The organism is Pseudoalteromonas sp. R86517 (genome assembly GCF_042466295.1).
Classification (GTDB): domain Bacteria; phylum Pseudomonadota; class Gammaproteobacteria; order Enterobacterales; family Alteromonadaceae; genus Pseudoalteromonas; species Pseudoalteromonas atlantica.
The window spans coordinates 212,872-235,370 of sequence record NZ_JAXHCB010000001.1; the positions used below are offsets into that span (position 1 = coordinate 212,872).

Below are 22,499 nucleotides of genomic sequence, written 5' to 3' on the forward strand. Positions count from 1 at the left end.
AATGAGTATTAAAATTAATGTACCAGATATCGGTGGCGATGACGTAGAAGTAACCGAAATCTTAGTAAGCGTTGGCGACAAAGTAGATGTTGATCAATCGCTACTAACCGTTGAAGGCGATAAAGCATCAATGGAAGTACCTGCTGCGCAAGCAGGTACAGTCAAAGAAATTAAAGTAAGCGAAGGCGACACGGTAACAACAGGGTCGTTAATCATGATTTTTGAAGGCGAAGAGTCAGGTTCACAAAGTGAGCCAGAAGCGCCAGCTAAAACTGAGGCATCTGCACCTGCAGAAGCTTCAGGTTCTTCAACTAAAGAAGTAACCGTACCAGATATTGGTGACGACGAAGTTGAAGTAACAGAAATCATGGTCGCTGTTGGTGACAGCGTAGATGAAGAGCAGTCAATTTTAAGTGTTGAAGGCGATAAAGCATCTATGGAAGTACCAGCTCCTTTTGCCGGTACTGTAAAAGAAATTAAAGTAGCCGAAGGCGACAAAGTAAAAACAGGCTCTTTAGTGTTTGTTTTTGAAGTAGCTGGCTCAAGTGCACCTGCATCAGATGCGCCAAAGCAAGAATCTGCGCCAGCAGAGACTACTCAAAGCGCCGAGCCAAGCACAAAAGAAGTAAACGTGCCTGATATTGGCGATGATGAAGTTGAAGTAACTGAAATCATGGTTGCTGTTGGCGATACGGTTGAAGAAGAGCAATCTATCTTAAACGTTGAAGGCGACAAAGCGGCAATGGAAGTACCAGCCCCGTTCGCTGGTACCGTTAAAGAAATTAAAGTGGCCGCTGGCGATAAAGTCAAAACTGGCTCACTTGTGTTTGTTTTTGAAGTTGCAGGTAGTGCGCCAGCAAAAGCAGCAGCCCCGGCTGAGCAAAAGCCAGCGGCTGCACCTGCAAAAACCGAGTCTGCGCCAGCTCAAGCAGCACCTGCGGCTAAAGCAAGCAACGAAAGCTTTGAAAACAACAGCGCGTATGCTCATGCATCGCCAGTTGTACGTCGTTTAGCGCGTGAGTTTGGTATTAACTTAGCAAACGTTAAAGGCTCAGGGCGTAAAAACCGCGTAGTTAAAGAAGACGTGCAAAACTATGTTAAAAACCTAGTTAAGCAAGTTGAATCAGGCCAATTACCTGCTGGTAAAGGCAATGCGGGCGGTGGTGAGCTTGGCTTAATTCCTTGGCCGAAAGTAGATTTTGCTAAATTTGGTGAAATTGAAGAGAAAAAACTATCGCGTATTCAAAAGCTGTCGGGTAAAAACCTACACCGTAACTGGTTGCAAATCCCACATGTTACACAGTTTGACGAAGCTGATATCACCAGCCTTGAAGTGTTCCGTAAAGAACAAAACGTGTTAAGCGAGAAGAAAAAGCTTGGCGTTAAAATCACACCACTTGTGTTTGTGATGAAAGCGGTAGCGAAAGTACTTGCTGAGTTCCCAACGTTTAACTCGTCATTGTCTGAAGACGGTGAAAGCCTTATCCTTAAAAAGTACATCAATATTGGTGTGGCAGTAGATACTCCAAATGGCTTAGTTGTTCCAGTATTTAAAGATGTGGACAAAAAAGGCATTATTGAATTATCTCGCGAGCTGATGGATATTTCTAAAAAGGCGCGTGAAGGTAAGTTAACGTCATCTGATATGCAAGGCGGCTGTTTTACTATTTCAAGCCTAGGCGGTATTGGCGGTACGGCATTTACGCCGATTGTTAATGCACCAGAGGTGGCTATTTTAGGTGTATCTAAATCTGAAATGAAACCTAAGTGGAATGGTAAAGACTTTGAACCAAAATTAATGGTTCCGCTTTCTATGTCGTACGATCACCGTGTGATTGACGGTGCTCTAGCTGCACGCTTTACCGCAACGCTTGCTAGCTACATGAGCGACATACGTCAACTAGTGATGTAATCACTACAATATGAACAAAATCAAATCCCAGCCAGTTGTTTTTAGCTGGGATTTTTACTATATGCAATGATACAATCTTTGCACTATTTGTGAATTGCTCTGATTTTCTGCCCATGCAGAAACATGGCAGTTAAATTTTAGGGCAGTGTCCCGTTCAAACAATTAAGGTAATAGCATGAGCAACGAATTAAAAACTCAAGTTGTTGTACTAGGCGGTGGTCCTGGTGGTTACTCTGCGGCTTTCCGTGCTGCTGACTTGGGCTTAGAAGTTACATTAGTAGAATCGCGTGAAACATTAGGCGGCGTATGTCTTAATGTTGGTTGTATTCCTTCAAAAGCACTTTTACACGTGGCTAAAGTGATTGATGACGCTGCAGAAATGTCATCTCACGGTGTTACTTTTGGCGCTCCGCAAATTGATTTAGACAAAATTCGCTCTTGGAAAGAGTCGGTTGTTGGCCAGCTTACAGGTGGCTTAGACGGCATGGCTAAGATGCGTAAAGTTAAAGTTGTACCAGGTTACGGTAAATTCACTGGCAGCAACACTTTAGACGTTGAAGGTGCTGACGGCACTACAACTATTACATTTGATAACGCAATCATTGCTGCAGGTTCTCAACCAGTTAGCTTACCGTTCATCCCAGAAGATGACCGTGTAATTGATTCAACTGGCGCATTAGAACTTAAAGACGTACCAGAGAAACTACTTGTTTTAGGTGGTGGTATTATCGGCCTTGAAATGGGTACGGTTTACCGCGCACTAGGTTCTGATATTGATGTAGTTGAATTTGCAGATCAGTTAGTTCCGGCTGCGGATAAAGATATCATCAAGGTTTACCAAAAATACGTAAACAAAAAATTCAATGTTATGCTTTCTACTAAAGTTGTTGGCGTTGAAGCGAAAGATGATGGCTTATACGTTACTTTTGAAGGCAAAAACGCACCAGCTGAGCCAGTACGTTACGACAAAGTACTTGTTGCTGTAGGCCGTACGCCTAACGGTAACTTACTTGATGCTGATAAAGCAGGTGTTAATGTTGATGAGCGTGGCTTTATTAATGTTGATAAGCAATTACGTACTAACGTAGACCATATTTTTGCAATTGGTGATTTAGTTGGCCAACCTATGCTTGCGCATAAAGCGGTACACGAAGGCCATGTTGCAGCAGAGGTTATCTCTGGTCAGAAGCACTTCTTCGACCCTAAATGTATTCCTTCAATTGCCTACACTGATCCAGAAATCGCATGGGTAGGTGTGACTGAGAAAGAAGCAAAAGAGCAAGGCTTAAGCATTGAAACTGCGGTATTCCCGTGGGCTGCATCAGGTCGCGCAATTGCATCTGCACGTACAGAAGGTCAAACTAAGCTTATCTTTGATAAAGACAGTGGCCGTGTAATCGGTGGTGCTATGGTTGGTATTAACGCAGGCGAAATGCTTGGCGAAATCGGCTTAGCAGTTGAAATGGGCGCAGACGGTGAAGACTTAGCGCTTACTATTCATGCTCACCCAACATTGAACGAGTCTATTGGCCTTGCAGCTGAAATTTTTGAAGGTTCAATCACTGATTTACCAAACAAAAAAGCAGTTAAAAAGAAGAAGTAAACTCTTTTAGTTAACTGTTTAAAAACCCAGGCCTCGGCTTGGGTTTTTTGTTTTTATAGTCGTCAGTCGTCAGTCGTCAGTCGTCAGTCGTCAGTCGTCAGTCGTCAGTCGTCAGCGGTCAGTTTAAGAGAAGCTCGTCTTGACACGTAAGTTAATATGAGCAAAATTTCTAGCTGATAGCTGATAGCTGATAGCTGATAGCTGATAGCTGATAGCTGATAGCTGATAGCTGATAGCTGATAGCTGATAGCTGATAGCTGATAGCTGATAGCTGATAGCTGATAGCTGATAGCTGATAGCTGATAGCTGATAGCTGATATCTATTCCCTTTTATTTTAGCTACAATACGCGCCGAACAAATTTTAGGTAATAGCCCCCTTGAAAAATCCCCAACATAACTCAGTATTAGTTTTGCGTGCTCAGCAAATCAGCGAATCGCGCCGCGAATTTAATGCCCGTGGCGGCAAAATGGATCGCTGTGAGCAGTGTTTAATTGCTAAGCATTACTGTATATGTGAGGGGGTAGAACAAGCGCAGTGCGATGCTGGCGTGTGTTTATTAATGTATCATAATGAAAGTTTTAAACCGTCAAACACAGGGCGTTTAATTGCTGAAATAGTCCCTGACAACTATGCATTTAGATGGGACAGAACAGAGCCAAGCGCTGAGCTATTAGCTTTATTAAACAACGCTGATTATCAACCTATGGTGATATTTCCAGCTGAAGATGTAGAGCCGGGCAGGGCAACCACCGAAGTAAACATTGAACCTGGCAAAAAGCCATTATTTATATTTTTAGATGGCACCTGGCGCGAAGCTAAAAAAATGATCCGCAAAAGCCCGTATCTAGATAATTTACCGGTGTTGTCGATCACCGCTGATAAACTATCAGATTACCGTTTACGCGTTGCACCTCACGCATACCAGTTAGGCACTGCTGAGGTAGGCATTATGGTGTTAGCGCTCGCAGGTGAGCAAGATGCCGCCTTAAAGCTTGAACAGCACTTTATAAAATTTCGTGATGCGTACTTACTTGGTAAGCGAAATAAGGGCAGGCCGCAGTAACTTAATTTTAGGCAAAGAAAAGCGCGCTCTATCTCTAGGCGCGCTTGCGGAATCTTCTAATTTTGCATCCTGCAATTGAACTTAATCAACTCCAATTTTTACTTATCCATGTGATTACGATATTACTTTTTAGTTCTATGTAATTTAGGCTATCCGGGCCTATCTCCTTTAAATCCCTGTACATCCTGTAGTGGTAAAAACTATTACCTATTCCTTTTGGCACATCCTAGTGCAGTCCATTAATTTACAATTCCATTGTGTTGCCTCAAGGGCCTGTCCATTTAATTCCTGTCACATCCAGTTAAACAACTATCCGCTGTTGTTATCCTTGCTGTATCGTCCTGATACGTTCCTTTGTGCAACAATCCATTGCGATACTCATCCTGAGCCTGTCCTAATTTCCGTGTTGTCCGTAGTAACCTAATCATTGGTTGTTCGAGTAAGCAGTCCATTTCCTTTTACTCGATAAGCATCACTGCTTGGTTGATGTAGTAATTGTAGCGTGCTGGTGCAACTAAAATAGGTTAAAACGGCTATGGATTTACTTATAAAAAATGAGTGTTTATAACAAATTAAATAAAAACAGATGCTTACATTGTTTTTGCTGGGTTGTTATAGGTTTTTTTACTCATTAGCTGTCAGCTCTGTAAGAGATGTCTTACGCGGTATTTCCCTTTTGGTCATTAATTACTTATTTACATTTATGTAAAGAGTGTATATTTTCACTTATCACGATAAAATCCCCTGTAAATAATTACTATTTAGGTAAATTGATATGAGAACTGCACTGGCTATACTTACTTGTATTATTAGCGCTTCGCCTGCGTTTGCGAGCGATGTTGTTAATATTTACTCTTTTCGTCAACCGTTTTTAATTCAACCTATTTTAACTGACTTCACTAAGCAAACAGGCATTAAAACGAATGTGGTTTTTGCAAAAAAAGGGTTAATAGAGCGTGTTAAGCGTGAAGGAAAACACAGTAAAGCCGATTTAGTATTAACATCTAACTTTAGTGCGCTTATTCAGCTAGAAGACCTAAATTTAACGCAAAGTATTAAAAGTGATCGCATTAAAAACAATATTCCTGCGTCGTATAGAGATAGCGACGGGCAGTGGGTGGCATTAACTAAGCGGGTTCGTAATGTGTATTCATCAAAAGAGCGCCTAGGTGCATTACCTAAACTCACCTATGAAGATTTGGCTAACCCACAGTATAAAGGACAAATTTGTACACGCTCTGGCAAGCATCCTTATAACCTTGGCTTAGTTGCTTCGATGATTGCTCATCACGGCGAGGCAAAAACTAAAATATGGTTAGAAGGTGTTAAAGCTAATTTAGCACGTAAGCCACAAGGTAACGATCGCGCGCAAGTAAAAGCAGTAAAAGAAGGTTTGTGTAATCTTGCTTTAGGTAATAGTTACTACCTTGGCAAAATGCTTCAAGACGACGAGCAAAAAGCGTGGGCTGAGTCTGTTTATATTAATTTTCCTAATCAGCAAAACCGCGGCTCACACATAAATGTTTCGGGTGCTGTCATTACTAAATATGCAAAAAACCCTGATAATGCCCTTAAGCTTATTGAGTTTATGAGCGAAACCAAAGCACAAAATATGTATGCCTCTGTAAATATGGAGTACCCGGTTAAGCAAGGCGTTGAGCTATCAAGTTTAGTCGCCTCTTGGGGAAGCTTTAAAGAAGATGGCCTGGCACTTGATGAGATCAGTAAATATCGTCCGTTAGCCCTTAAGCTAATAGATGAGGTGAAGTTCGACCTTTAATGAATTTTATATTTAAGCTGTCTAAATGGCAGCTCTTTGCTTGGTCGACAGGGCTTTTATTGTCGGCCCCGCTGTTTTTTCTTATATATGAATCTTTACAAGGCGACTCAGAGGTATTTTCTCATCTGTGGGATACCGTGCTGTGGGATTATATTACTAACACCGTACTGCTGATTTTTGGCGTATGCCTGCTTAGCTGTGCAATTGCGCTACCGCTTGGTTGGCTCAGTGCATATTGCTCCTTCCCCGGAAAAAAGCAATTTGAATGGGCGCTTATGCTGCCCCTTGCAATGCCTACCTATTTAATAGCCTATGTGTATACCGATTTGCTAGATTACGCTGGCCCTGTGCAAATAGCCCTAAGAGACTGGTTTGATTGGCACTCGCCAACGGATTATTGGTTTTTTGATATTCGCACTTTGCCCGGCGCTATTGTAATGATTGCACTTGTGCTGTATCCGTATTTATTTTTAATTTTTAAAACCGCATTGCGAGAGCAGTCATTTAAGTTAGTGCAAGCTAGTCAATTAATGGGTTTATCGCCTTGGCAAAGCTTTTTTAAGGTAAGTATAGTGCTTTCTCGTGGCTCAATTGTGGCAGCCCTTGCGCTCATAAGCATGGAAACCATGGCCGACTATGCAACGGTAAGTTACTTTGCAGTGAGCACCTTAACCACCGCGGTGTACGATACATGGTTTGGTTATTACTCACTCACGGCTGCAGCGAAAATATCGGGCGTTATGTTGTTACTACTGTTTTTAGCTTTAATGGCCGAGCGCTTTAGTCGGCGTAACCAAGCCGTGTTTGAGCGTCAATCAGGTGTTAATAGCGAGTCGTTATACAAACTTAAAGGTAAACATGCATGGCTGGCTACGTCATTTTGCAGTGTTATTTTGCTCATTGCTTTTATTATACCTATGTTGGTATTGCTAAATTATGCAATAACTTACTTTGATAAAGCGTGGAACACGGCATTTTTTAGTTACGCGTGGCAAAGTTTACAAGTAGCTATTATTGTAAGCGTAGTCAGCATAATACTCGCTACACTCATTGTTTTTTATCAGCGTGTGGCAAAGCAAGGCTATTCTTTAATACCTGGTCGCTTAGCGAGCACCGGCTATGCACTGCCAGGTACGGTACTGGCTATTGCTGTGTTATTACCGCTTAGCGCATTAGAAAACTCAATAAATACAGCCCTTGAGAGCTACAACCTAGATATAGGTTTATTACTAACCGGTAGCATTATCACTATTATACTGGCTTACTTAGTGCGCTTTTATGCCATTGCGCACGGTGCTATAGAATCGAGCTTTGTACGTATTAGTCCATCACTGGATATGGCTAGCCAATCTATGGGTAAAAGCCAAGGGCAAACACTGCGCTTAGTGCACCTTCCTTTATTACGTCGAGGTCTTTTAACAGCTGCATTGCTTGTATTTATTGAGTGTATGAAAGAGCTGCCAGCCGCATTACTATTAAGGCCTTTTGACTTTGAAAGTTTAGCCACACATGTATTTCAATATGTGAGCGATGAGCAGCTTGAGCTTGCTTCTATTTCCGCTTTATTTATTGTTTTGGTTGGGTTGATCCCCTTGTATTTTATTAATCGTTCTATGGAGCAACGCAGTTAAATGAGCCGTTTAAATTTACAAGGTGTGGGTTATCACTACAGTGGCACGCACGTGCTACACAATTTAGATTTAACGGTGGGTCAAGACGAAATTGTGTGTTTGCTCGGGGCCAGCGGCTGCGGTAAAACAACCACTTTAAAAGCAATTGCAGGCCTTATTGAAATAAATGAAGGTAGTGTATTTATAGACGGTAAATGTGTAAGCGATAAGCATACATTTGTATCACCAGAGCATCGTAATATAGGGATGATGTTTCAAGATTATGCCCTGTTTCCGCACCTCAGTGTGGCCGATAATATTGCGTTTGGGCTGGGTAAAATAAGCAAAGCGCAAAAACAGCAACGGGTAGAGGAAATGCTAGAGCTAGTGCATTTAACGGGGTGTGCAAAACGCTACCCTCATCAGCTCTCGGGCGGCCAGCAGCAACGCGTGGCTATTGCGCGGGCTTTGGCTTATAAGCCTAGTTTATTGCTTCTTGATGAGCCTTTTTCGAACATAGATACACAAGTACGTTTTGAGTTAATTGCTGATATTAGGCGCATTATTAAAGCGCAGCAGGTTTCTGCGGTATTTGTTAGCCACTCAAAAGAAGAAGCCTTTGCGTTTTCAGACACGCTAGCCATTATGCACCAAGGAAAAATAGCCCAACAAGGTACACCAGAGCAGCTTTTTGCCGTGCCAAAGACAAAGGAGGTTGCAGAGTTTCTGGGTCAGGGCATATACTTAGGCGCAGAAGTGTTAACGGCAACTGAATACACAACGCCTTTTGGTGTCGTGCAATCGCAGCATGAGCATACGCACAGTGCAATGAAAGGGCAGGTGTATATTCGTCCACACCATATTGAGCTTGCGCAAAATACGCAGGCCGATAACCCTCAAGGTGTGAGCATTTTAAGCCGTCGGTTTATAGGCTCGGCTTATGTTTACACTGTTGTAATTGCAGAGCAAGAGATTGAAGTTGCCGCACAATATGGCCAGTCATTTGAAATAAATGAGCAGGTTATAATAAAAATAAAACCTCACACGGTGAATTTTTTCGAATCATAACAAATGTGTTATTCGCTGTGTTTTATAAAGCTAAGGAATAACAATGGCGCAAGCGCAATCTGGGATTTGTGCTGAAGCAAACTTACACGGTTTGCATTTATTTTTTAATGTATTTGATGGTCAAGACGAGTCATTGCGCGCAAAGCTTAAGCGCGTAAGCGCAATTGAAGAAGAGTTCAGTGATCAGTTTTCCGAAGCCATGCTCTCTTGCATGGTGGCTATAGGCGCGCAATATTGGCCGCATATACTACCTGAATATATCCCAAGCGAGCTGCAAAGCTTTCCTAATATAAATCACAGTGATTTTGTTATGCGCGTACAGCCATGTGATTTATTCATACAAATTCGCTCAGACCGAGAAGATGTTAATCACCTTTTTGCATTGCAAATATTAAAGTTGTTTTCGCCCGATGTAGAGCTGGTTGAACAAATTCGCAATTTTAGGTTTTTAGATGGGCGAGACTTTAACGGCTTTATTTATGCAGGCGACACCCCGCATGGACGCCAAAAACGAATCACGGCACTGGTTAATAACCCCGACAGCTTTGAACACCAAGGCAGCTATATTCATGTACAGCGTTATAAGCATGACCTGAGCGTATGGCAGCATTTATCACTAAGCGAGCAAGAGCATATTATGGGGCGCACGCGTTTAGATAACACTTTAATTGAGCCTAAGGTAGATACTAGCCACGCGACTAGAAGTGAGCTAAAAGATGAGAGCGGCCAAGCTATACTGCTTAACCAAAGCATGCCGTATGGCGATGTTTACGAGCAAGGCATGCTAGGTATTACATGCTCAGCATCGGGAAGTGCGTTTGAAAAGGTACTTAACAGCCGCATAGGAAAAGGGGAGTGTTACGACCACTGGCTTGATTTTACTCAAGCCGATATGGGCTCAGCGTTTTTTGCGCCGTCAGTTAGTTTTTTAAAACAGCTTTAAACCGTATCAAATAAAATACGTACGCGCTCTAGTGTAATGTCTATTTCAGATATTTTTGCTGGCGCAATAAAAATAGTGTCATCTCCGGCAATTGTGCCCAATACACCATCAGCTTTGCCTAGTGAGTCTAATAAGCGGGCAATTAACTGCGCAGCGCCTGGGCTGGTGGTTATAATAATCATCATTTCGTTATGCATAATATCAATAACAAGCTGACGTAGTGGGCTTTTAGCAGTCGGTACGCCCATTTCTGCGGGTAGGCAATAAACCATTTCTTGTTTAGCATTACGGGTACGCACAGCGCCAAACTTGCTAAGCATGCGCGACACCTTACTTTGGCTTATATTGTCAAAGCCTTGCTCTTTTAATGCTTCGACTATTTCGCCTTGCGAGCCAAAGTTCTCTTCTTTTAAAAGTGCTTTAAACGCTTTTACCAGCGCTTCTTGTTTGTCTTGTGGTTGCATAGTCTTTATTCATTTTTGTTATTTATAATGCAAATTCTACACAAAAATGAATAATTATGCAGCAGTTGTTTAGTTAACTTGCCAGTTTGCTGCGATAAACCAACAAAGTTTACAACTATGGTCGAAAATATACCTGAAATAAGCAGGATAAATTTGTTTTTAGTCGCTAATTTCATTATCTTAAGAGCCACAAATATTTCCTACCTCAAATTACGGAGAATTCCAATGAAAGTTGCTGTATTAGGTGCTGCAGGCGGTATCGGTCAAGCGTTGTCTTTATTATTAAAAACAGGCTTACCAGCTGGTTCTGAATTATCACTTTACGATGTTGCACCAGTTGTACCAGGTGTTGCGGTTGACCTATCTCACATCCCTACAGATGTTAAAGTAGCAGGTTTTGGCGCAGACGATTTAAATAAAGCGCTTGAAGGGTGTGATATCGTACTTATCCCAGCGGGTATGCCACGTAAACCAGGTATGGATCGTGCGGATTTATTTAACGTAAACGCAGGTATCATCAAAACATTAGCAGAAGGCATTGTTGCTAGCTGTCCTAAAGCGTTAGTGGGTGTTATCACTAACCCAGTAAACGGCACTGTGCCAATTGTTGCTGAAGTATTCAAAAAAGCAGGTACTTACGACGCTAAGCGCGTATTCGGTATCACTACGCTTGACGTAATTCGTTCAGAAGCATTTGTTGCTGAGCTTAAAGGCGTAGACGTAGCAACTGTTAAAGTACCAGTAATTGGTGGCCACTCTGGCACAACTATTCTTCCTCTACTTTCTCAAGTTGAAGGCGTAAGCTTCACTGAAGAAGAAGTAGCTACACTTACTCCACGCATCCAAAATGCAGGTACTGAAGTAGTAAATGCTAAAGCGGGCGGTGGTTCAGCTACATTATCTATGGGTGCTGCTGCAGCACGTTTTTGTATGTCTTTAGTTAAAGGCCTACAAGGTGAAGACGTAGTAGATTACGCATACGTTGCTGTTGAAAATGGCGATGCAGAGTACTTTGCTCACCCAGTACGTTTAGGCACAAACGGCGTAGAAGAAATTCTTTCTTACGGCGAGCTAAGCGCATTTGAAGAAAAAGCTAAAAACGACATGCTTGAAACTCTGAAAAAAGACATCAAAGAAGGTGTTGATTTCATGGCGTAATAGCCAAGTTATGCACAAAAAAGCCTGCTTATGCAGGCTTTTTTATTGCTCGAAAATTATGGCCCTTAAATACTAATTAAGGGAGGCTGCAAAGTTAGTGATCTCGCTCTACAGCTATACGCGCTAAGCTGATTAACGCTTGCTTGTACTGCGACTCTGCTAAAAAGTCTAAACAGGCAATGGCCTTGTCTGCTTCTTGCTGCGCCTTTTGCATTGTAAATTCAAGTGCGTTGGTTTGTTTAAGTGCCGTTAAAATAGCCTCAAGGTTATCCATACCATTGCAATGCTCAATGGCATCACGAATAAGGGCTCTTTGCTGATCACTGCCGTGCTTCATTGCATATATTAGCGGTAAGGTTGGCTTACCTTCTGCTAAATCATCACCAATATTTTTACCTAATTGGTCAGCGTCTGCGTTGTAATCAAGCACGTCATCAACTAACTGAAAAGCAGTACCTAAGTGCATACCATATAAATTAAGCGCATCTAACACACTGTTATCTTGCTCGGTAATAATAGCTGCAAGCCCTGTAGCGGCTTCAAATAATTTAGCCGTTTTAGAGTAAATAACCTGCATGTAACTTGCTTCGGTGGTATTAGGGTCGTTGCAATTCATAAGTTGCAATACTTCACCCTCAGCAATCACGTTGGTGGCATCAGCAAGCACTTGCATAATTTGCATTTTGCCAAGCCCCACCATAAGTTGAAACGAGCGGGTGTAAATAAAATCCCCAACCAGCACGCTGGCAGCATTACCAAATTCGGCATTTGCAGTCGGTGTACCACGGCGCAGGTTAGATTCATCAACAACATCATCATGTAATAGTGTTGCAGTATGAATAAATTCAACAATCGTTGCCAAAGTAATGTGATCTTTACCTTGGTAACCCAAAGCTCTTGCTGCCAATATTGCCAGCATCGGGCGTACGCGTTTGCCGCCGCTGTTAACGATGTACAAACCAAGTTGATTGACTAACGCCACATCTGAGCGCATTTGCGCGTGTATAAGTTGATTGACGTCATTCATATCGCTTTCGATTAACGCCTGGATAGCTTTTATATCCATTGATCTCCGAGCCAATTTTTATGTGTGAACGGCGCCGATTGTACAACAAAAAAAGCACTAGCTCGATATTTTGTGACGATTCATTAAAAAAACCGAGTTAAAAACCTTAATTAGCGCTTAATTAGGGTATTTAATTGTATATTTCACACTCAAAGGGCGGCTATTTATTGCGCAGTTAATGGGTTCTGGAGTAGGCATAGCGACACGCAAATTTATTTTGTCTTTGCACTAAAAAGCGCTTGGCAACAGGGCAATTTAATATAAAATGGGGGAAATATTGAATTGCTCTCAATGCAGCTACTTTTTATTCATTTTAATTACAAAATAGGCTTGCTAGTTTTTATGCATTAGCGTAAACTTCGCGCCCTATCGAAGAATATTTTAGTTGCGTCGATTTGAGGGCGCACAGACGGAGTTAATTATGTACGCGGTTTTCCAAAGTGGTGGTAAACAGCATCGTGTGACTGAAGGTCAAACGATTCGTCTTGAAAAATTAGACGTTGAAACTGGTGCAGCAGTTGAATTTGATTCAGTACTTTTAGTTGCTGATGGTGAGAAAATCGAGATCGGTGTACCGTTCGTAAACGGTGGTAAAGTAACAGCTGAGGTTGTTTCACATGGTCGCGGTGAGAAGATTAAGGTTGTTAAATTTAGACGCCGTAAGCATTCTCGTAAGCAAATGGGCCATCGTCAATGGTTCACTGAAGTTAAAATCACTGGCATTAGCGCTTAATTAGAGGTACTTAGAAATGGCACATAAAAAAGCAGCTGGTAGTACTCGTAACGGTCGCGATTCAGAAAGCAAACGCCTAGGTGTTAAGCGTTTTGGTGGCGAATCAGTTCTAGCGGGTAGCATCATTGTTCGTCAACGTGGTACTCGTTTCCACGCTGGCGCAAACGTAGGTATCGGTAAAGACCACACTATCTTCGCAAAAGCAGATGGTAAAGTTCAATTTGAACAAAAAGGTCCTTTAAACCGTAAATACGTAACTATCGTAGCTGAGTAATCAGTAAGGTAGTAAAAAACCCCGCCTTTGCGGGGTTTTTTGTTTTCAGAAACGTCAAATATATACCCAAGCCTGCATTTACGTTGGCTTGGGTATATAATAGTTAAATTAAAGCCAATCCCTAAAGTGAGTAATCATGAAGTTTGTAGATGAAGTAGAAATTCGCGCAGAAGCTGGTGACGGCGGCAGCGGTGTCGTGTCTTTCCGTCGAGAAAAATATGTACCAGACGGTGGCCCGGACGGCGGTGACGGTGGAGACGGTGGTAGTGTTTATCTACAAGCTGATGAAAACTTAAATACCCTAATTGATTACCAGTTTGAGCGTTTTCACCGTGCAGAGCGTGGTACTAATGGTCAAAGCCGTAACTGTACAGGTAAAAAGGGCGAAGACTTGGTAGTAAAAGTACCTGTTGGTACACGTATTACCGACGTTGACACTCAAGAGGCGTTAGGCGATTTAACGCAGCATGGTCAAAAAATTGTGGTTGCAAAAGGTGGTTTCCATGGCTTGGGGAATGCACGTTTTAAATCAAGTACTAACCGTGCTCCACGTCAAAAAACGTTAGGTACTCCAGGTGAAGTTCGTAACCTTAAATTAGAGCTTATGCTACTTGCCGATGTAGGCCTGTTAGGGTTGCCAAATGCAGGTAAATCAACGTTTATTCGCAGTGTATCGGCAGCAAAGCCAAAAGTAGCTGATTACCCGTTTACCACGCTAATTCCTAATTTAGGGGTTGTGCGCCCAGAGGCTAACAAATCGTTTGTAATAGCCGATATTCCGGGCTTAATTGAAGGTGCCTCAGACGGCGCAGGCCTAGGTATTCGCTTTTTGAAGCATTTAGAGCGTTGTCGTGTATTGTTACACGTGATTGACGTTATGCCTGTTGATGGTTCAAACCCTGTTGATAATGCATTTGCCATTATTAACGAGTTACACCAATACAGCCCTAAGCTTGCTGAAAAGCCACGCTGGTTAGTGTTTAATAAAATAGACTTATTACCAGAAGATGAAGCGCAAGCTTTGTGTGAGCAAATTGCGCAAGAGCTAGGTGAAGAAGAAAACGTTTACCGTATTTCAGCAGTCAATAAGCTTAATACTCAGCCATTAATTCACGATATTATGGCATTACTTGATAGCATGCCTAAAGAGAAGTTCGTTGAGATTGAAGACGAAGAAGTTGAGTTCAAGTGGGATACCTACCATCAAAAAGCAACCAAAGGCGATGATGATGATTGGGACGACTGGGATGAAGACGACTACGATGTAGAAGTGGTCTACGAGCGTTAATAAAAAACATATTTTAAAAAGGAGCATAAGCTCCTTTTTTATTTTTTAAGAATAAAGTACTAGGTATTTGATGTGATAATTTCAATGATCGCCGCAATGGCAAATAACCGTGTAATTGGTCTTGATAATAAAATGCCGTGGCATTTACCCGCCGATCTACAGCATTTCAAAAAGGTAACAACAGGCAAACCTGTCGTTATGGGGCGTAAAACATTTGAATCGATAGGTCGTCCTTTACCTGAACGTCGCAACATAATTATTACCCGTAATAGCCAGTATAGCGCTCAAGGTATTGAGACGGTCACCACCCCAGAGGCTGCGCTAGAGCTGGTTAAAGCCGAAGAAGAGGTGATGATAATTGGCGGTGGTAATATTTATCAGCAGTTTTTACCAAGTGCCGATCGTTTATATTTAACCTTTATAGATTTAGAGGTTGAAGGGGATACGCAGTTCCCAGATTACCAAGCGGTAGCAACGTGGGAAAACGTCGACGAACAGGCAAATAAACCCGACGAAAAGAATCAATATAGTTATAAATTCGTAACTTTATATAAAAAAGATTAACATTATTGCGAAACTTACAGCAGGTTGGTACAATATTAGACAATCAACATAGGTAAAAAGTACCATAAAGGGTGTTTCATGTTTAAATTGTCAAAGCTAATTGTTATTACAGCCGTTGCTGCTGGTTCGTTAATGTATACCGTGCCTGCTAAAGCCAATGATCAATTAGCAGTATCTATTTGTGAATATATCGCAGCTGATGATAAAAACCGTTTACGTAGTAAACTAAAAAGCTCACGCGTAAAAATTCGCAATATTTACGATGCTATTCAATGTAATGGTAATAATTTACTTCGCCATGCTGTAGTTAGTAACGCTGTTGACTCGGGCGAGTACATAGTTAAAAACTTATCAAAAAGCGCACTGTCTGATGGCGCTGATATAGCATGGGCTGAAGGCAATGGCCACGGTGGCTCACCGTTAATTGCTGTAATTAAAGACCGTGCAGGCCTTTAATTAACACAATAAAATAAAAACCGCGCTGGTCGCGGTTTTTTTGTGCCTGGCGTTAGCTAATACGCAGCGCTTTAGTAATGGTGATAGCTGTATTAAGCCTATTTTAATTTGCACACCCAAGTGATGAAACTCTCACTTTGTAATTAACCCGCGTTTCTTATCTTTAATAGCATATAAATTAAGTTGCTTGGTTTAATAAAGGCGCTGTATTCGCTAAGCCTTTACTCGTATATTTGGGGCAAATATACGTGTTTTCCCTGAGTTACATAAAATTGTCATAAATAGTTAATAGTCTACGCGCTTAAACAATAGGGGTTGTTATTTATGCGCGTATCATCTTTTACTCGGCTGTTAGCCATACTGTTAACATTGGCAAGTATTTTATTAGCCATCACACTATTTTGGGCAAGCCAAACTTTACTTAAGCTTGAGCAACAAGACAGCGCATACAGTAAATTAAAAAACACGATTTTAGTGGATTTAGCCGGTGACTTAGGCAGTTATCTAGAACAAGGTGATAGCCAATACTTAAATCAATCATCAGCCCTAATTGAACAAGTAAAAACACAGCAACTCGCAGTACTCCCCTCGGTACTTGCCGAGCAATTAAATGAGCAGCTCAGCACGTTAGATACCGATATTAAAGGTAAGTACAGAGCGCTGGGTAAATTGTCGGGCAACGAAACGGCGTTACTTGATAATGCAATTCGCCAAATGGCCGGCTCAGCCTCGTCACTGATTGGTTATGCAAAAAAATCCCCTAATCAAAATAGCGATGCGCAAGCTTATTACACACTTGGCGCTGATTACTATAACGAGGTGACCAACCTTGCCTTATTTACTTATCAACTAATCGTAAGTTACGACAGCAATACTGAACAAAGTTTGCAGCAAAGTATTGCTAATTTAAATGCGTTAGCAGGCAAAATAGAGCAACTCCCTAATTTAGGTGTTATGAGCGAGGTTGACGAAGATGCTTTATTTTTTGACGAAGAAGCTGAAGATTTGGCCGATGAAATAAAATCTGAAATTACCAGCTGGCCTAACCGCTACCCCCGCGATTTAGCCAGTACATTAGCGCAAGCCCAGCAACGAGAAGCGGGCACCAATGAATTGCGTGAGCAAATTAGCTTGCTCTCTAAAACCGTTATTAATGCAGAGCAGCAACTAAAACACGCACAAGGGGCGCTTAAAGAAAACGTATTTTGGGTATTTTGCTTTGCTATTGGCGCTTTGGTGATGCTAGCCGCAGGGGTTTATATTGTGCAGCGTAACCAAGTGCTCAACCCATTAAGGCAACTCAGAGACGGGTTTGCCTTTTTAATTGAAAGTAACGAGCTTAAAAACATTGAAAGTAAGAACCCAAAAACAGAGGTTGGCGAAATAGCCAGTTACTTTAATTTATTAATTGAACGACAGCGCAAAGAGGCGCAAGAGCGTGCCCAAATGCTAAAAGTGGTAAATGATTTTATGCAGCAAATGAGTGAGCATTTGCAAACTATTAGTCAAAAAGCGTCTACAAGTCATGGGCAAGTGGAGCAAAACCAACATTTGCTTGCTGATATTCAACAAATTGGCGAGCAGGTAAATAATATTAATGCCCAAGTGGCTGATAACGCCCAACACACTTTTAGTGCAATGGAGCAAAGTTTAGGCTTTGCACAAAGCATGCTAAGTGCCAGTTCAGACACGCAAACACGGGTTGAGCAAAGTATGCAAAACCTACAAGAGCTGCTTGCGGGGGTTGAAGGCGTTGGGCAAATTATTGAAGTGATCCGCAATATTGCCGATCAAACAAACCTACTAGCGTTAAATGCAGCAATTGAATCAGCACGTGCTGGCGAGCATGGCCGAGGCTTTGCTGTTGTAGCTGATGAAGTACGCCAGCTTGCCCGCCAAACTCAAGGCTCATTGAGCGATATTAATGAGCAACTCACACTACTGAGCGAAAAGTCGGGCACAGTATCTACACAAATTGCGGCCTTAGCAGATGGCGCGCAGTCGCAAACACAAAACGCGCAAGAGCTAAAAGTAAACTCAGAGGGCGTGGCCGATAACGCTCAGCAAGCCAACAAAGTGGCCTTTGAGGCCATGGAGCTGGCTAAACAGCAAAGTAATTTGCTAGATAACTTTAGCCAGTCAATGCAAAGTATGAAAGGCCAAGTAAGCGAATCAAGCTTACTTGTTGACGATATTCATAGCCAGTTACAACAGCAAATGCAAACCATAAAAGTAAACCTTGGCTTGTAAATACCTGCTAACACAAAGGTAATTAGCGTTATACTGTAGGCTCATTAATCAAATGCTTTAAGGATTTATCATGATTGAACAAGGTCAAACGTTACCCGCAGTTACATTAACGCAGCTAACAGACGAAGGCATGCAAACTCACACTAACGCTGAGCTTTTTAATGGTAAAAAGGTTGTGCTTTTTGCTGTATCGGGTGCATTTACGCCTACCTGTTCAAATGCGCATTTACCTGAATTTATAACCCTTAGTGATAAAATTAAAGCAAAAGGTATTGCGGCAATTTACTGTGTATCGGTTAACGATGCTTTTGTAATGAAAGCGTGGGGAGAATCTCAAAATGCCCAACAAATCGACATGTTAGCAGATGGCGATGGCAGTTTTACTAAAGCGTTAGGGCTTGATAAAGACACCGGCAGTTTCGGTGGAACACGCTCTAAGCGCTATGCAATGGTAGTCGACGATAATGTAGTAACAGGACTGTTTGTTGAAAAAGACAAAGAGTTTTCAGTAAGTCGTGCTGAGTCTGTGTTAGAAAAACTATAATCGCATTATTAAAGCCCTAAGTGCATGCACTTAGGGCCTTTTAATTATGGCTGGTATTGGCCACTTAATGTTAAACCCGAAAAGGTTCTGTAAGCGTTAACGCTTAAATGCCACGTACCCGCTTGCGGATTGCTAAACGTACATGTTTCTGCGTTGCCGTTTTTATAAGGACGACAATCGTAGCTAGATGCGGTAGGTTGGCTGCCAAACTTAACAAATAAGTCAGCATCACCTGTACCACCTGAGGTGGTGACTGTAAATGTACTCATTCCTGCTGGCACATCTAAAGTGTAGTGCTTCCAGTTACCTGTTGTAGCCGTTACATCGCTCACCGTGCCGCCACCGGCTTCTGGTGTAGTTGAACCGCCACCTGTAGAACCACCTGTAATATTACCCACTAAACTAACACCAGAATAAGCCGAGTAGCCACGAAGCATTACATGGTATGTACCAGCGGTTGGGTTATCAATAGAACACTCCTCGCTATTACCGCCTTTGTACGGACGACAATCGTAGCTTGAGGTAGTTGGTTGGCTGCCTGCGCGTACGTATAAATCTGCATCGCCGCTACCGCCACTCATTGTGAATGTAACATTCGTTGCGCCGCTTGGTACTGTCATCGTGTAATACGCTTGTGAACTGGCAGCGCCGCTTAAGCCTGTTTTAGCTTCGCCATCTGTCAGTTCGCTATCGCCACCGGTAGGAGGTGTTGTACCGCCACTTGCTGCGGCTACAGCGGCTGCTGCATCTACAATACCTGTACCACAACTTGTACATGTTGCTGGGAATGAGCGGGTGGTCGATTTTAAAATGCTTTCTATTTCATCTGGGGTAGCATTTGGTTTAGCTTGCTTTATCAGGGCTGCAACACCGGCCACATGAGGCGCTGCCATTGATGTACCTTGAGAGAACGCATAGCTATCGCTTGAAGGTGTAGACGAGCCTGAGTTATAGGTTGATAAAACGCCTTCAGAGTCGTTTGCAAAGCTTTGTGCGCCGCCCGGCGCTGCAACATCAATATTGCTACCATAGTTTGAATAATATGCTCGTCCGCCGTTACGTCCAACAGAGGCAACATTAACAACGCCACTACAGTTACCTGGGTTATAGTTTGCTGAGTTATCGTTATCATTACCGGCAGCAATAACCACGACTGCACCGTTGCTGCGTGCCGTGTTAATTGCGTTTTGTGTGGTAGAGCTACACGAGCCGCTGCCACCTAAGCTCATGTTAATTACATCAGCAGGGTTTGAGTTGGCAGGAATGCCCGATACACTTCCGCCAGATGCCCAAATAATGCCATCAGCAATGTCTGACGTTAAACCTCCACACTTACCAAGAACACGTACAGGCACAACTTTAGCGCCATAAGCCACACCGGCAACACCTTCACCGTTATTAGTAACAGCCGCAACCGTACCTGCTACGTGCGTACCGTGCCAGCTTGAGCCTTGTGCGCCGTTATTTCCACATTCGCCAGCAGCTACAGCATCGCCCGGATCGCGTGCGTCACTGTCGCGACCGCCGCCATCATTAGCTACTGATAGGTTAGAGATCATATCGTAACCCGGTAAAATGTTAGCATTTAAATCAACATGTGGGCGGTAGCCAGTATCAAGTACCGCAACCACTACGCCACTGCCTGTTGCAGTATCCCATGCGGTTGGTAAGTTTAGGCCGCCCGCTTGCTCATAGTAGTGCCATTGGTCGCCGTAACGAGGGTCGTTAGGCGTTGCAAATGGTTTTAACATTTGATCCACTTCAATGTATTCAACATTGCCAGAATCAACCATTTCTTGCATAAATTCTTGTGCTTCTGCAGCGCTTAGTTTTTTATCTGCGCGCATAACGTGGTGGTTATTAAGCGCCATTGCACGGATGTACTTCGCTTTTACTTTACCTTTTTTAGAAGCGAAATTTTTTACAAAGCGTTGAGCGCGCTTTTTCATATTTGCAGGGCTTGCGTCAGCAGACGAGATGCTTAGCATATCGTTCGCGCTATTTTTGTACTTAATAATAAACTGAGTTTCAAAACCCGATTGGCTTTGTAGTTTGGCTGTTGTTTCTGCCATAGAGGTAGACACATCTTGAGCAACACTTGCAGATGCTGCAAATACCGTACTAATAGTGAGCGCGATAGCGCAACGCTTAAATGATTTACTTGTTGTCATAATTATCCCTAGTTGTTATTAGTTAGTTTGTAATATTAAATTACGAAACAGAAACAAAGGTAAATGATCTGTTAATTTCTTTAAAATAATAATTGCTTATGTACCTATTTCTTTTAGTTATAACCTAGGTGTACGGTGCCTTTGTCGTTGTTTAGTATTTATCATATAAAACAAAAATAAGTATAAAGGATTGTTATTTTTAAGCTGTTTAGAAAAGCCATAACTAGTCTCGGTTACATTTGTTGCTATAAATTTAATAATAAATTCTATTCAGAGTGTTTAAACAAACTTTGCTATAATTGGGCAAATTTTTGAGTAGGGCGAAGTAATGAATCAAGTAGATGTAATTGTGATTGGCGCAGGTGCAGCCGGATTAATGAGTGCAGCACAAGCAGGTTATCGCGGGCGTAGCGTTACAGTGCTTGATATGGGCAAAAAGCCTGGTCGAAAAATTTTAATAAGTGGTGGTGGGCGTTGTAATTTTACCAATGAAAATGCCAGTCCAGAAAACTACTTATGCAGTAACCCTCACTTTGTTAAATCGTGCTTAAGCCGCTATACACAACACGATTTTATTGAGCTGGTGGACCGCCACGGCTTGGCATACCATCATAAAACCTTAGGCCAATTGTTTTGCGATAACAGCGCGCAAGATATAGTTGATATACTACTTACCGAATGCGAGTGGGCTAGTGTTAATATTAAATTGCGCAGCGAAGTGTTAAATGTGGCTAAAACCGATATTGGCTACCGTGTTACCACTGAGCAAGAAACACTTACTTGTGAATCGCTAGTTATCGCATCGGGCGGTTTAACAATGCCCAAGCTTGGCGCCACTCCTATAGGCTATAAAATTGCAGAGCAGTTTGGCTTAAACGTACTACCTACCATGGCGGCGCTTGTGCCATTTACTTTGCATCAACACGATAAAGAACGCTTTGAAGGGCTTTCAGGAATTAGTATACCGTGCGAAGTGTCTAGCGAAGACGGCACTGTATTTAAAGAGAATATTTTGTTTACTCACCGAGGTTTATCGGGGCCTGCCATATTGCAAATAAGCTCATTTTGGCGAGCAGGGCAGGCAGTAAGCATAAACTTGCTCCCTGATCTCGATTTAAAACAGCAACTGGCTGATTGGCGAGAAACACAAGCCCAAAAATCATTAAAAAACAGCCTTGCGACTATTTTACCCAAACGCTTTATAGACATACTGCACGACAGCAAAGCTATTCCAGATTGTAATATTAATCAGCTTACCCATGCTCAAATAGATGAGTTAGCAAGCTATATTCACGCATGGCAAATAAAACCTAATGGCACAGAGGGCTATCGTACCGCCGAGGTAACTTTGGGCGGCGTTGATACCGATGAGCTGAGCTCTAAAACCTTTGAAGCTAAAAAAGCCAAAGGCTTATATTTTATAGGCGAAGTAACCGATGTAACGGGCTGGCTTGGGGGCTACAACTTCCAGTATGCGTGGAGCTGTGGGTTTGCATGTGGGCAATATGCATAAGTATTTCAGCGTATTGTGATAGATGAGATAAAAATAT

Annotated in this window: 19 protein-coding genes; 16 read left to right on the plus strand and 3 right to left on the minus strand. The window is 42.3% G+C overall.

Annotation, left to right across the window (positions count from 1 at the left end; genetic code table 11):
• Position 1 precedes the first annotated feature (1 nt).
• From aceF to SJY38_RS00995, 7 genes are all read left to right on the plus strand, one after another.
• Positions 2 to 1,912 (plus strand): pyruvate dehydrogenase complex dihydrolipoyllysine-residue acetyltransferase, encoded by a 1,911-nt coding sequence (gene aceF, locus SJY38_RS00965; protein ID WP_377109115.1) that lies wholly within the window; start codon positions 2 to 4, stop codon positions 1,910 to 1,912.
• 175 nt (positions 1,913 to 2,087) lie between these two features.
• The gene (gene lpdA, locus SJY38_RS00970; RefSeq protein WP_377109116.1) at positions 2,088 to 3,515 is read left to right on the plus strand and encodes a dihydrolipoyl dehydrogenase; all 1,428 of its coding nucleotides are present in this window, start codon (positions 2,088 to 2,090) and stop codon (positions 3,513 to 3,515) included.
• Between the two features lie 378 nt (positions 3,516 to 3,893).
• The gene (locus SJY38_RS00975) at positions 3,894 to 4,580 is read left to right on the plus strand and encodes a tRNA-uridine aminocarboxypropyltransferase (protein ID WP_029773351.1); all 687 of its coding nucleotides are present in this window, start codon (positions 3,894 to 3,896) and stop codon (positions 4,578 to 4,580) included.
• A 775-nt stretch (positions 4,581 to 5,355) separates the two neighbouring features.
• On the plus strand, positions 5,356 to 6,360 hold the full coding sequence (locus SJY38_RS00980; protein WP_264390570.1) for an extracellular solute-binding protein: 1,005 nt from the start codon (positions 5,356 to 5,358) through the stop codon (positions 6,358 to 6,360).
• Positions 6,360 to 7,991 (plus strand): ABC transporter permease, encoded by a 1,632-nt coding sequence (locus SJY38_RS00985; RefSeq protein WP_377109117.1) that lies wholly within the window; start codon positions 6,360 to 6,362, stop codon positions 7,989 to 7,991. Before SJY38_RS00980 ends, SJY38_RS00985 begins: the two co-directional genes overlap by 1 nt.
• Positions 7,992 to 9,038, plus strand: a complete 1,047-nt coding sequence (locus SJY38_RS00990; RefSeq protein ID WP_377109118.1) for an ABC transporter ATP-binding protein — start codon at positions 7,992 to 7,994, stop codon at positions 9,036 to 9,038.
• Positions 9,039 to 9,081: 43 nt separating this feature from the next.
• Complete coding sequence (locus tag SJY38_RS00995; RefSeq protein WP_377109119.1) at positions 9,082 to 9,981, plus strand: Dyp-type peroxidase; 900 nt, start codon at positions 9,082 to 9,084, stop codon at positions 9,979 to 9,981.
• On the opposite strand, the gene argR is transcribed toward SJY38_RS00995, so the two are convergent.
• Complete coding sequence (argR, locus tag SJY38_RS01000; RefSeq protein ID WP_004587918.1) at positions 9,978 to 10,445, minus strand: transcriptional regulator ArgR; 468 nt, start codon at positions 10,443 to 10,445, stop codon at positions 9,978 to 9,980. The two genes, SJY38_RS00995 and argR, sit on opposite strands and share 4 nt — an antisense overlap.
• 225 nt (positions 10,446 to 10,670) lie before the next feature.
• On the opposite strand from argR, the gene mdh reads away from it, so the two are divergent.
• Entirely contained in the window at positions 10,671 to 11,603 is a 933-nt protein-coding gene (gene mdh / locus SJY38_RS01005) for a malate dehydrogenase (RefSeq protein ID WP_004587919.1), read from the plus strand.
• Between the two features lie 94 nt (positions 11,604 to 11,697).
• Here mdh and ispB read toward each other — a convergent pair whose 3' ends face one another.
• Positions 11,698 to 12,669, minus strand: a complete 972-nt coding sequence (ispB, locus tag SJY38_RS01010) for an octaprenyl diphosphate synthase (protein ID WP_054982281.1) — start codon at positions 12,667 to 12,669, stop codon at positions 11,698 to 11,700.
• A gap of 421 nt (positions 12,670 to 13,090) precedes the next feature.
• Here ispB and rplU point away from each other — a divergent pair, with 421 nt between their 5' ends.
• From rplU to SJY38_RS01045, 7 genes are all read left to right on the plus strand, one after another.
• Positions 13,091 to 13,402 carry a 50S ribosomal protein L21 gene (gene rplU, locus SJY38_RS01015; RefSeq protein WP_004587921.1) on the plus strand — a complete coding sequence of 104 codons (312 nt, stop codon included), beginning with the start codon at positions 13,091 to 13,093 and terminating at the stop codon, positions 13,400 to 13,402.
• A 16-nt stretch (positions 13,403 to 13,418) separates the two neighbouring features.
• On the plus strand, positions 13,419 to 13,676 hold the full coding sequence (rpmA, locus tag SJY38_RS01020; protein ID WP_004587922.1) for a 50S ribosomal protein L27: 258 nt from the start codon (positions 13,419 to 13,421) through the stop codon (positions 13,674 to 13,676).
• 136 nt (positions 13,677 to 13,812) lie between these two features.
• On the plus strand, positions 13,813 to 14,964 hold the full coding sequence (gene cgtA, locus SJY38_RS01025; protein ID WP_004587923.1) for an Obg family GTPase CgtA: 1,152 nt from the start codon (positions 13,813 to 13,815) through the stop codon (positions 14,962 to 14,964).
• Positions 14,965 to 15,036: 72 nt separating this feature from the next.
• Entirely contained in the window at positions 15,037 to 15,528 is a 492-nt protein-coding gene (gene folA / locus SJY38_RS01030; protein WP_377109120.1) for a type 3 dihydrofolate reductase, read from the plus strand.
• 78 nt (positions 15,529 to 15,606) lie between these two features.
• Entirely contained in the window at positions 15,607 to 15,984 is a 378-nt protein-coding gene (locus tag SJY38_RS01035; RefSeq protein ID WP_004587925.1) for a DUF3718 domain-containing protein, read from the plus strand.
• Between the two features lie 324 nt (positions 15,985 to 16,308).
• A complete protein-coding gene (locus SJY38_RS01040; RefSeq protein WP_377109121.1) occupies positions 16,309 to 18,234 on the plus strand; it encodes a methyl-accepting chemotaxis protein in 1,926 nt (641 codons plus the stop codon).
• Between the two features lie 70 nt (positions 18,235 to 18,304).
• Positions 18,305 to 18,778: a peroxiredoxin gene (locus SJY38_RS01045; protein ID WP_377109122.1), complete on the plus strand. Its 474-nt coding sequence runs from the start codon at positions 18,305 to 18,307 to the stop codon at positions 18,776 to 18,778.
• A gap of 44 nt (positions 18,779 to 18,822) precedes the next feature.
• On the opposite strand, the gene SJY38_RS01050 is transcribed toward SJY38_RS01045, so the two are convergent.
• Positions 18,823 to 20,949, minus strand: a complete 2,127-nt coding sequence (locus SJY38_RS01050) for a S8 family peptidase (protein WP_138611225.1) — start codon at positions 20,947 to 20,949, stop codon at positions 18,823 to 18,825.
• A gap of 328 nt (positions 20,950 to 21,277) precedes the next feature.
• On the opposite strand from SJY38_RS01050, the gene SJY38_RS01055 reads away from it, so the two are divergent.
• Positions 21,278 to 22,462, plus strand: coding sequence for an NAD(P)/FAD-dependent oxidoreductase (locus SJY38_RS01055; RefSeq protein ID WP_377109124.1), 1,185 nt, complete (start codon positions 21,278 to 21,280; stop codon positions 22,460 to 22,462).
• The last annotated feature ends 37 nt before the right edge of the window (positions 22,463 to 22,499 follow it).

What these genes read in the sequence shown, in the direction of transcription:
- aceF (WP_377109115.1), top strand. Translation starts at nt 2, where the DNA reads ATGAGTATTAAAATTAATGTACCAGATATCGGTGGCGATGACGTAGAA.
- lpdA (WP_377109116.1), top strand. Translation starts at nt 2,088, where the DNA reads ATGAGCAACGAATTAAAAACTCAAGTTGTTGTACTAGGCGGTGGTCCT.
- SJY38_RS00980 (WP_264390570.1), top strand. Translation starts at nt 5,356, where the DNA reads ATGAGAACTGCACTGGCTATACTTACTTGTATTATTAGCGCTTCGCCT.
- SJY38_RS00985 (WP_377109117.1), top strand. Translation starts at nt 6,360, where the DNA reads ATGAATTTTATATTTAAGCTGTCTAAATGGCAGCTCTTTGCTTGGTCG.
- SJY38_RS00990 (WP_377109118.1), top strand. Translation starts at nt 7,992, where the DNA reads ATGAGCCGTTTAAATTTACAAGGTGTGGGTTATCACTACAGTGGCACG.
- SJY38_RS00995 (WP_377109119.1), top strand. Translation starts at nt 9,082, where the DNA reads ATGGCGCAAGCGCAATCTGGGATTTGTGCTGAAGCAAACTTACACGGT.
- argR (WP_004587918.1), bottom strand. Translation starts at nt 10,445, where the DNA reads ATGCAACCACAAGACAAACAAGAAGCGCTGGTAAAAGCGTTTAAAGCA.
- mdh (WP_004587919.1), top strand. Translation starts at nt 10,671, where the DNA reads ATGAAAGTTGCTGTATTAGGTGCTGCAGGCGGTATCGGTCAAGCGTTG.
- ispB (WP_054982281.1), bottom strand. Translation starts at nt 12,669, where the DNA reads ATGGATATAAAAGCTATCCAGGCGTTAATCGAAAGCGATATGAATGAC.
- rplU (WP_004587921.1), top strand. Translation starts at nt 13,091, where the DNA reads ATGTACGCGGTTTTCCAAAGTGGTGGTAAACAGCATCGTGTGACTGAA.
- rpmA (WP_004587922.1), top strand. Translation starts at nt 13,419, where the DNA reads ATGGCACATAAAAAAGCAGCTGGTAGTACTCGTAACGGTCGCGATTCA.
- cgtA (WP_004587923.1), top strand. Translation starts at nt 13,813, where the DNA reads ATGAAGTTTGTAGATGAAGTAGAAATTCGCGCAGAAGCTGGTGACGGC.
- SJY38_RS01035 (WP_004587925.1), top strand. Translation starts at nt 15,607, where the DNA reads ATGTTTAAATTGTCAAAGCTAATTGTTATTACAGCCGTTGCTGCTGGT.
- SJY38_RS01040 (WP_377109121.1), top strand. Translation starts at nt 16,309, where the DNA reads ATGCGCGTATCATCTTTTACTCGGCTGTTAGCCATACTGTTAACATTG.
- SJY38_RS01045 (WP_377109122.1), top strand. Translation starts at nt 18,305, where the DNA reads ATGATTGAACAAGGTCAAACGTTACCCGCAGTTACATTAACGCAGCTA.
- SJY38_RS01050 (WP_138611225.1), bottom strand. Translation starts at nt 20,949, where the DNA reads ATGACAACAAGTAAATCATTTAAGCGTTGCGCTATCGCGCTCACTATT.
- SJY38_RS01055 (WP_377109124.1), top strand. Translation starts at nt 21,278, where the DNA reads ATGAATCAAGTAGATGTAATTGTGATTGGCGCAGGTGCAGCCGGATTA.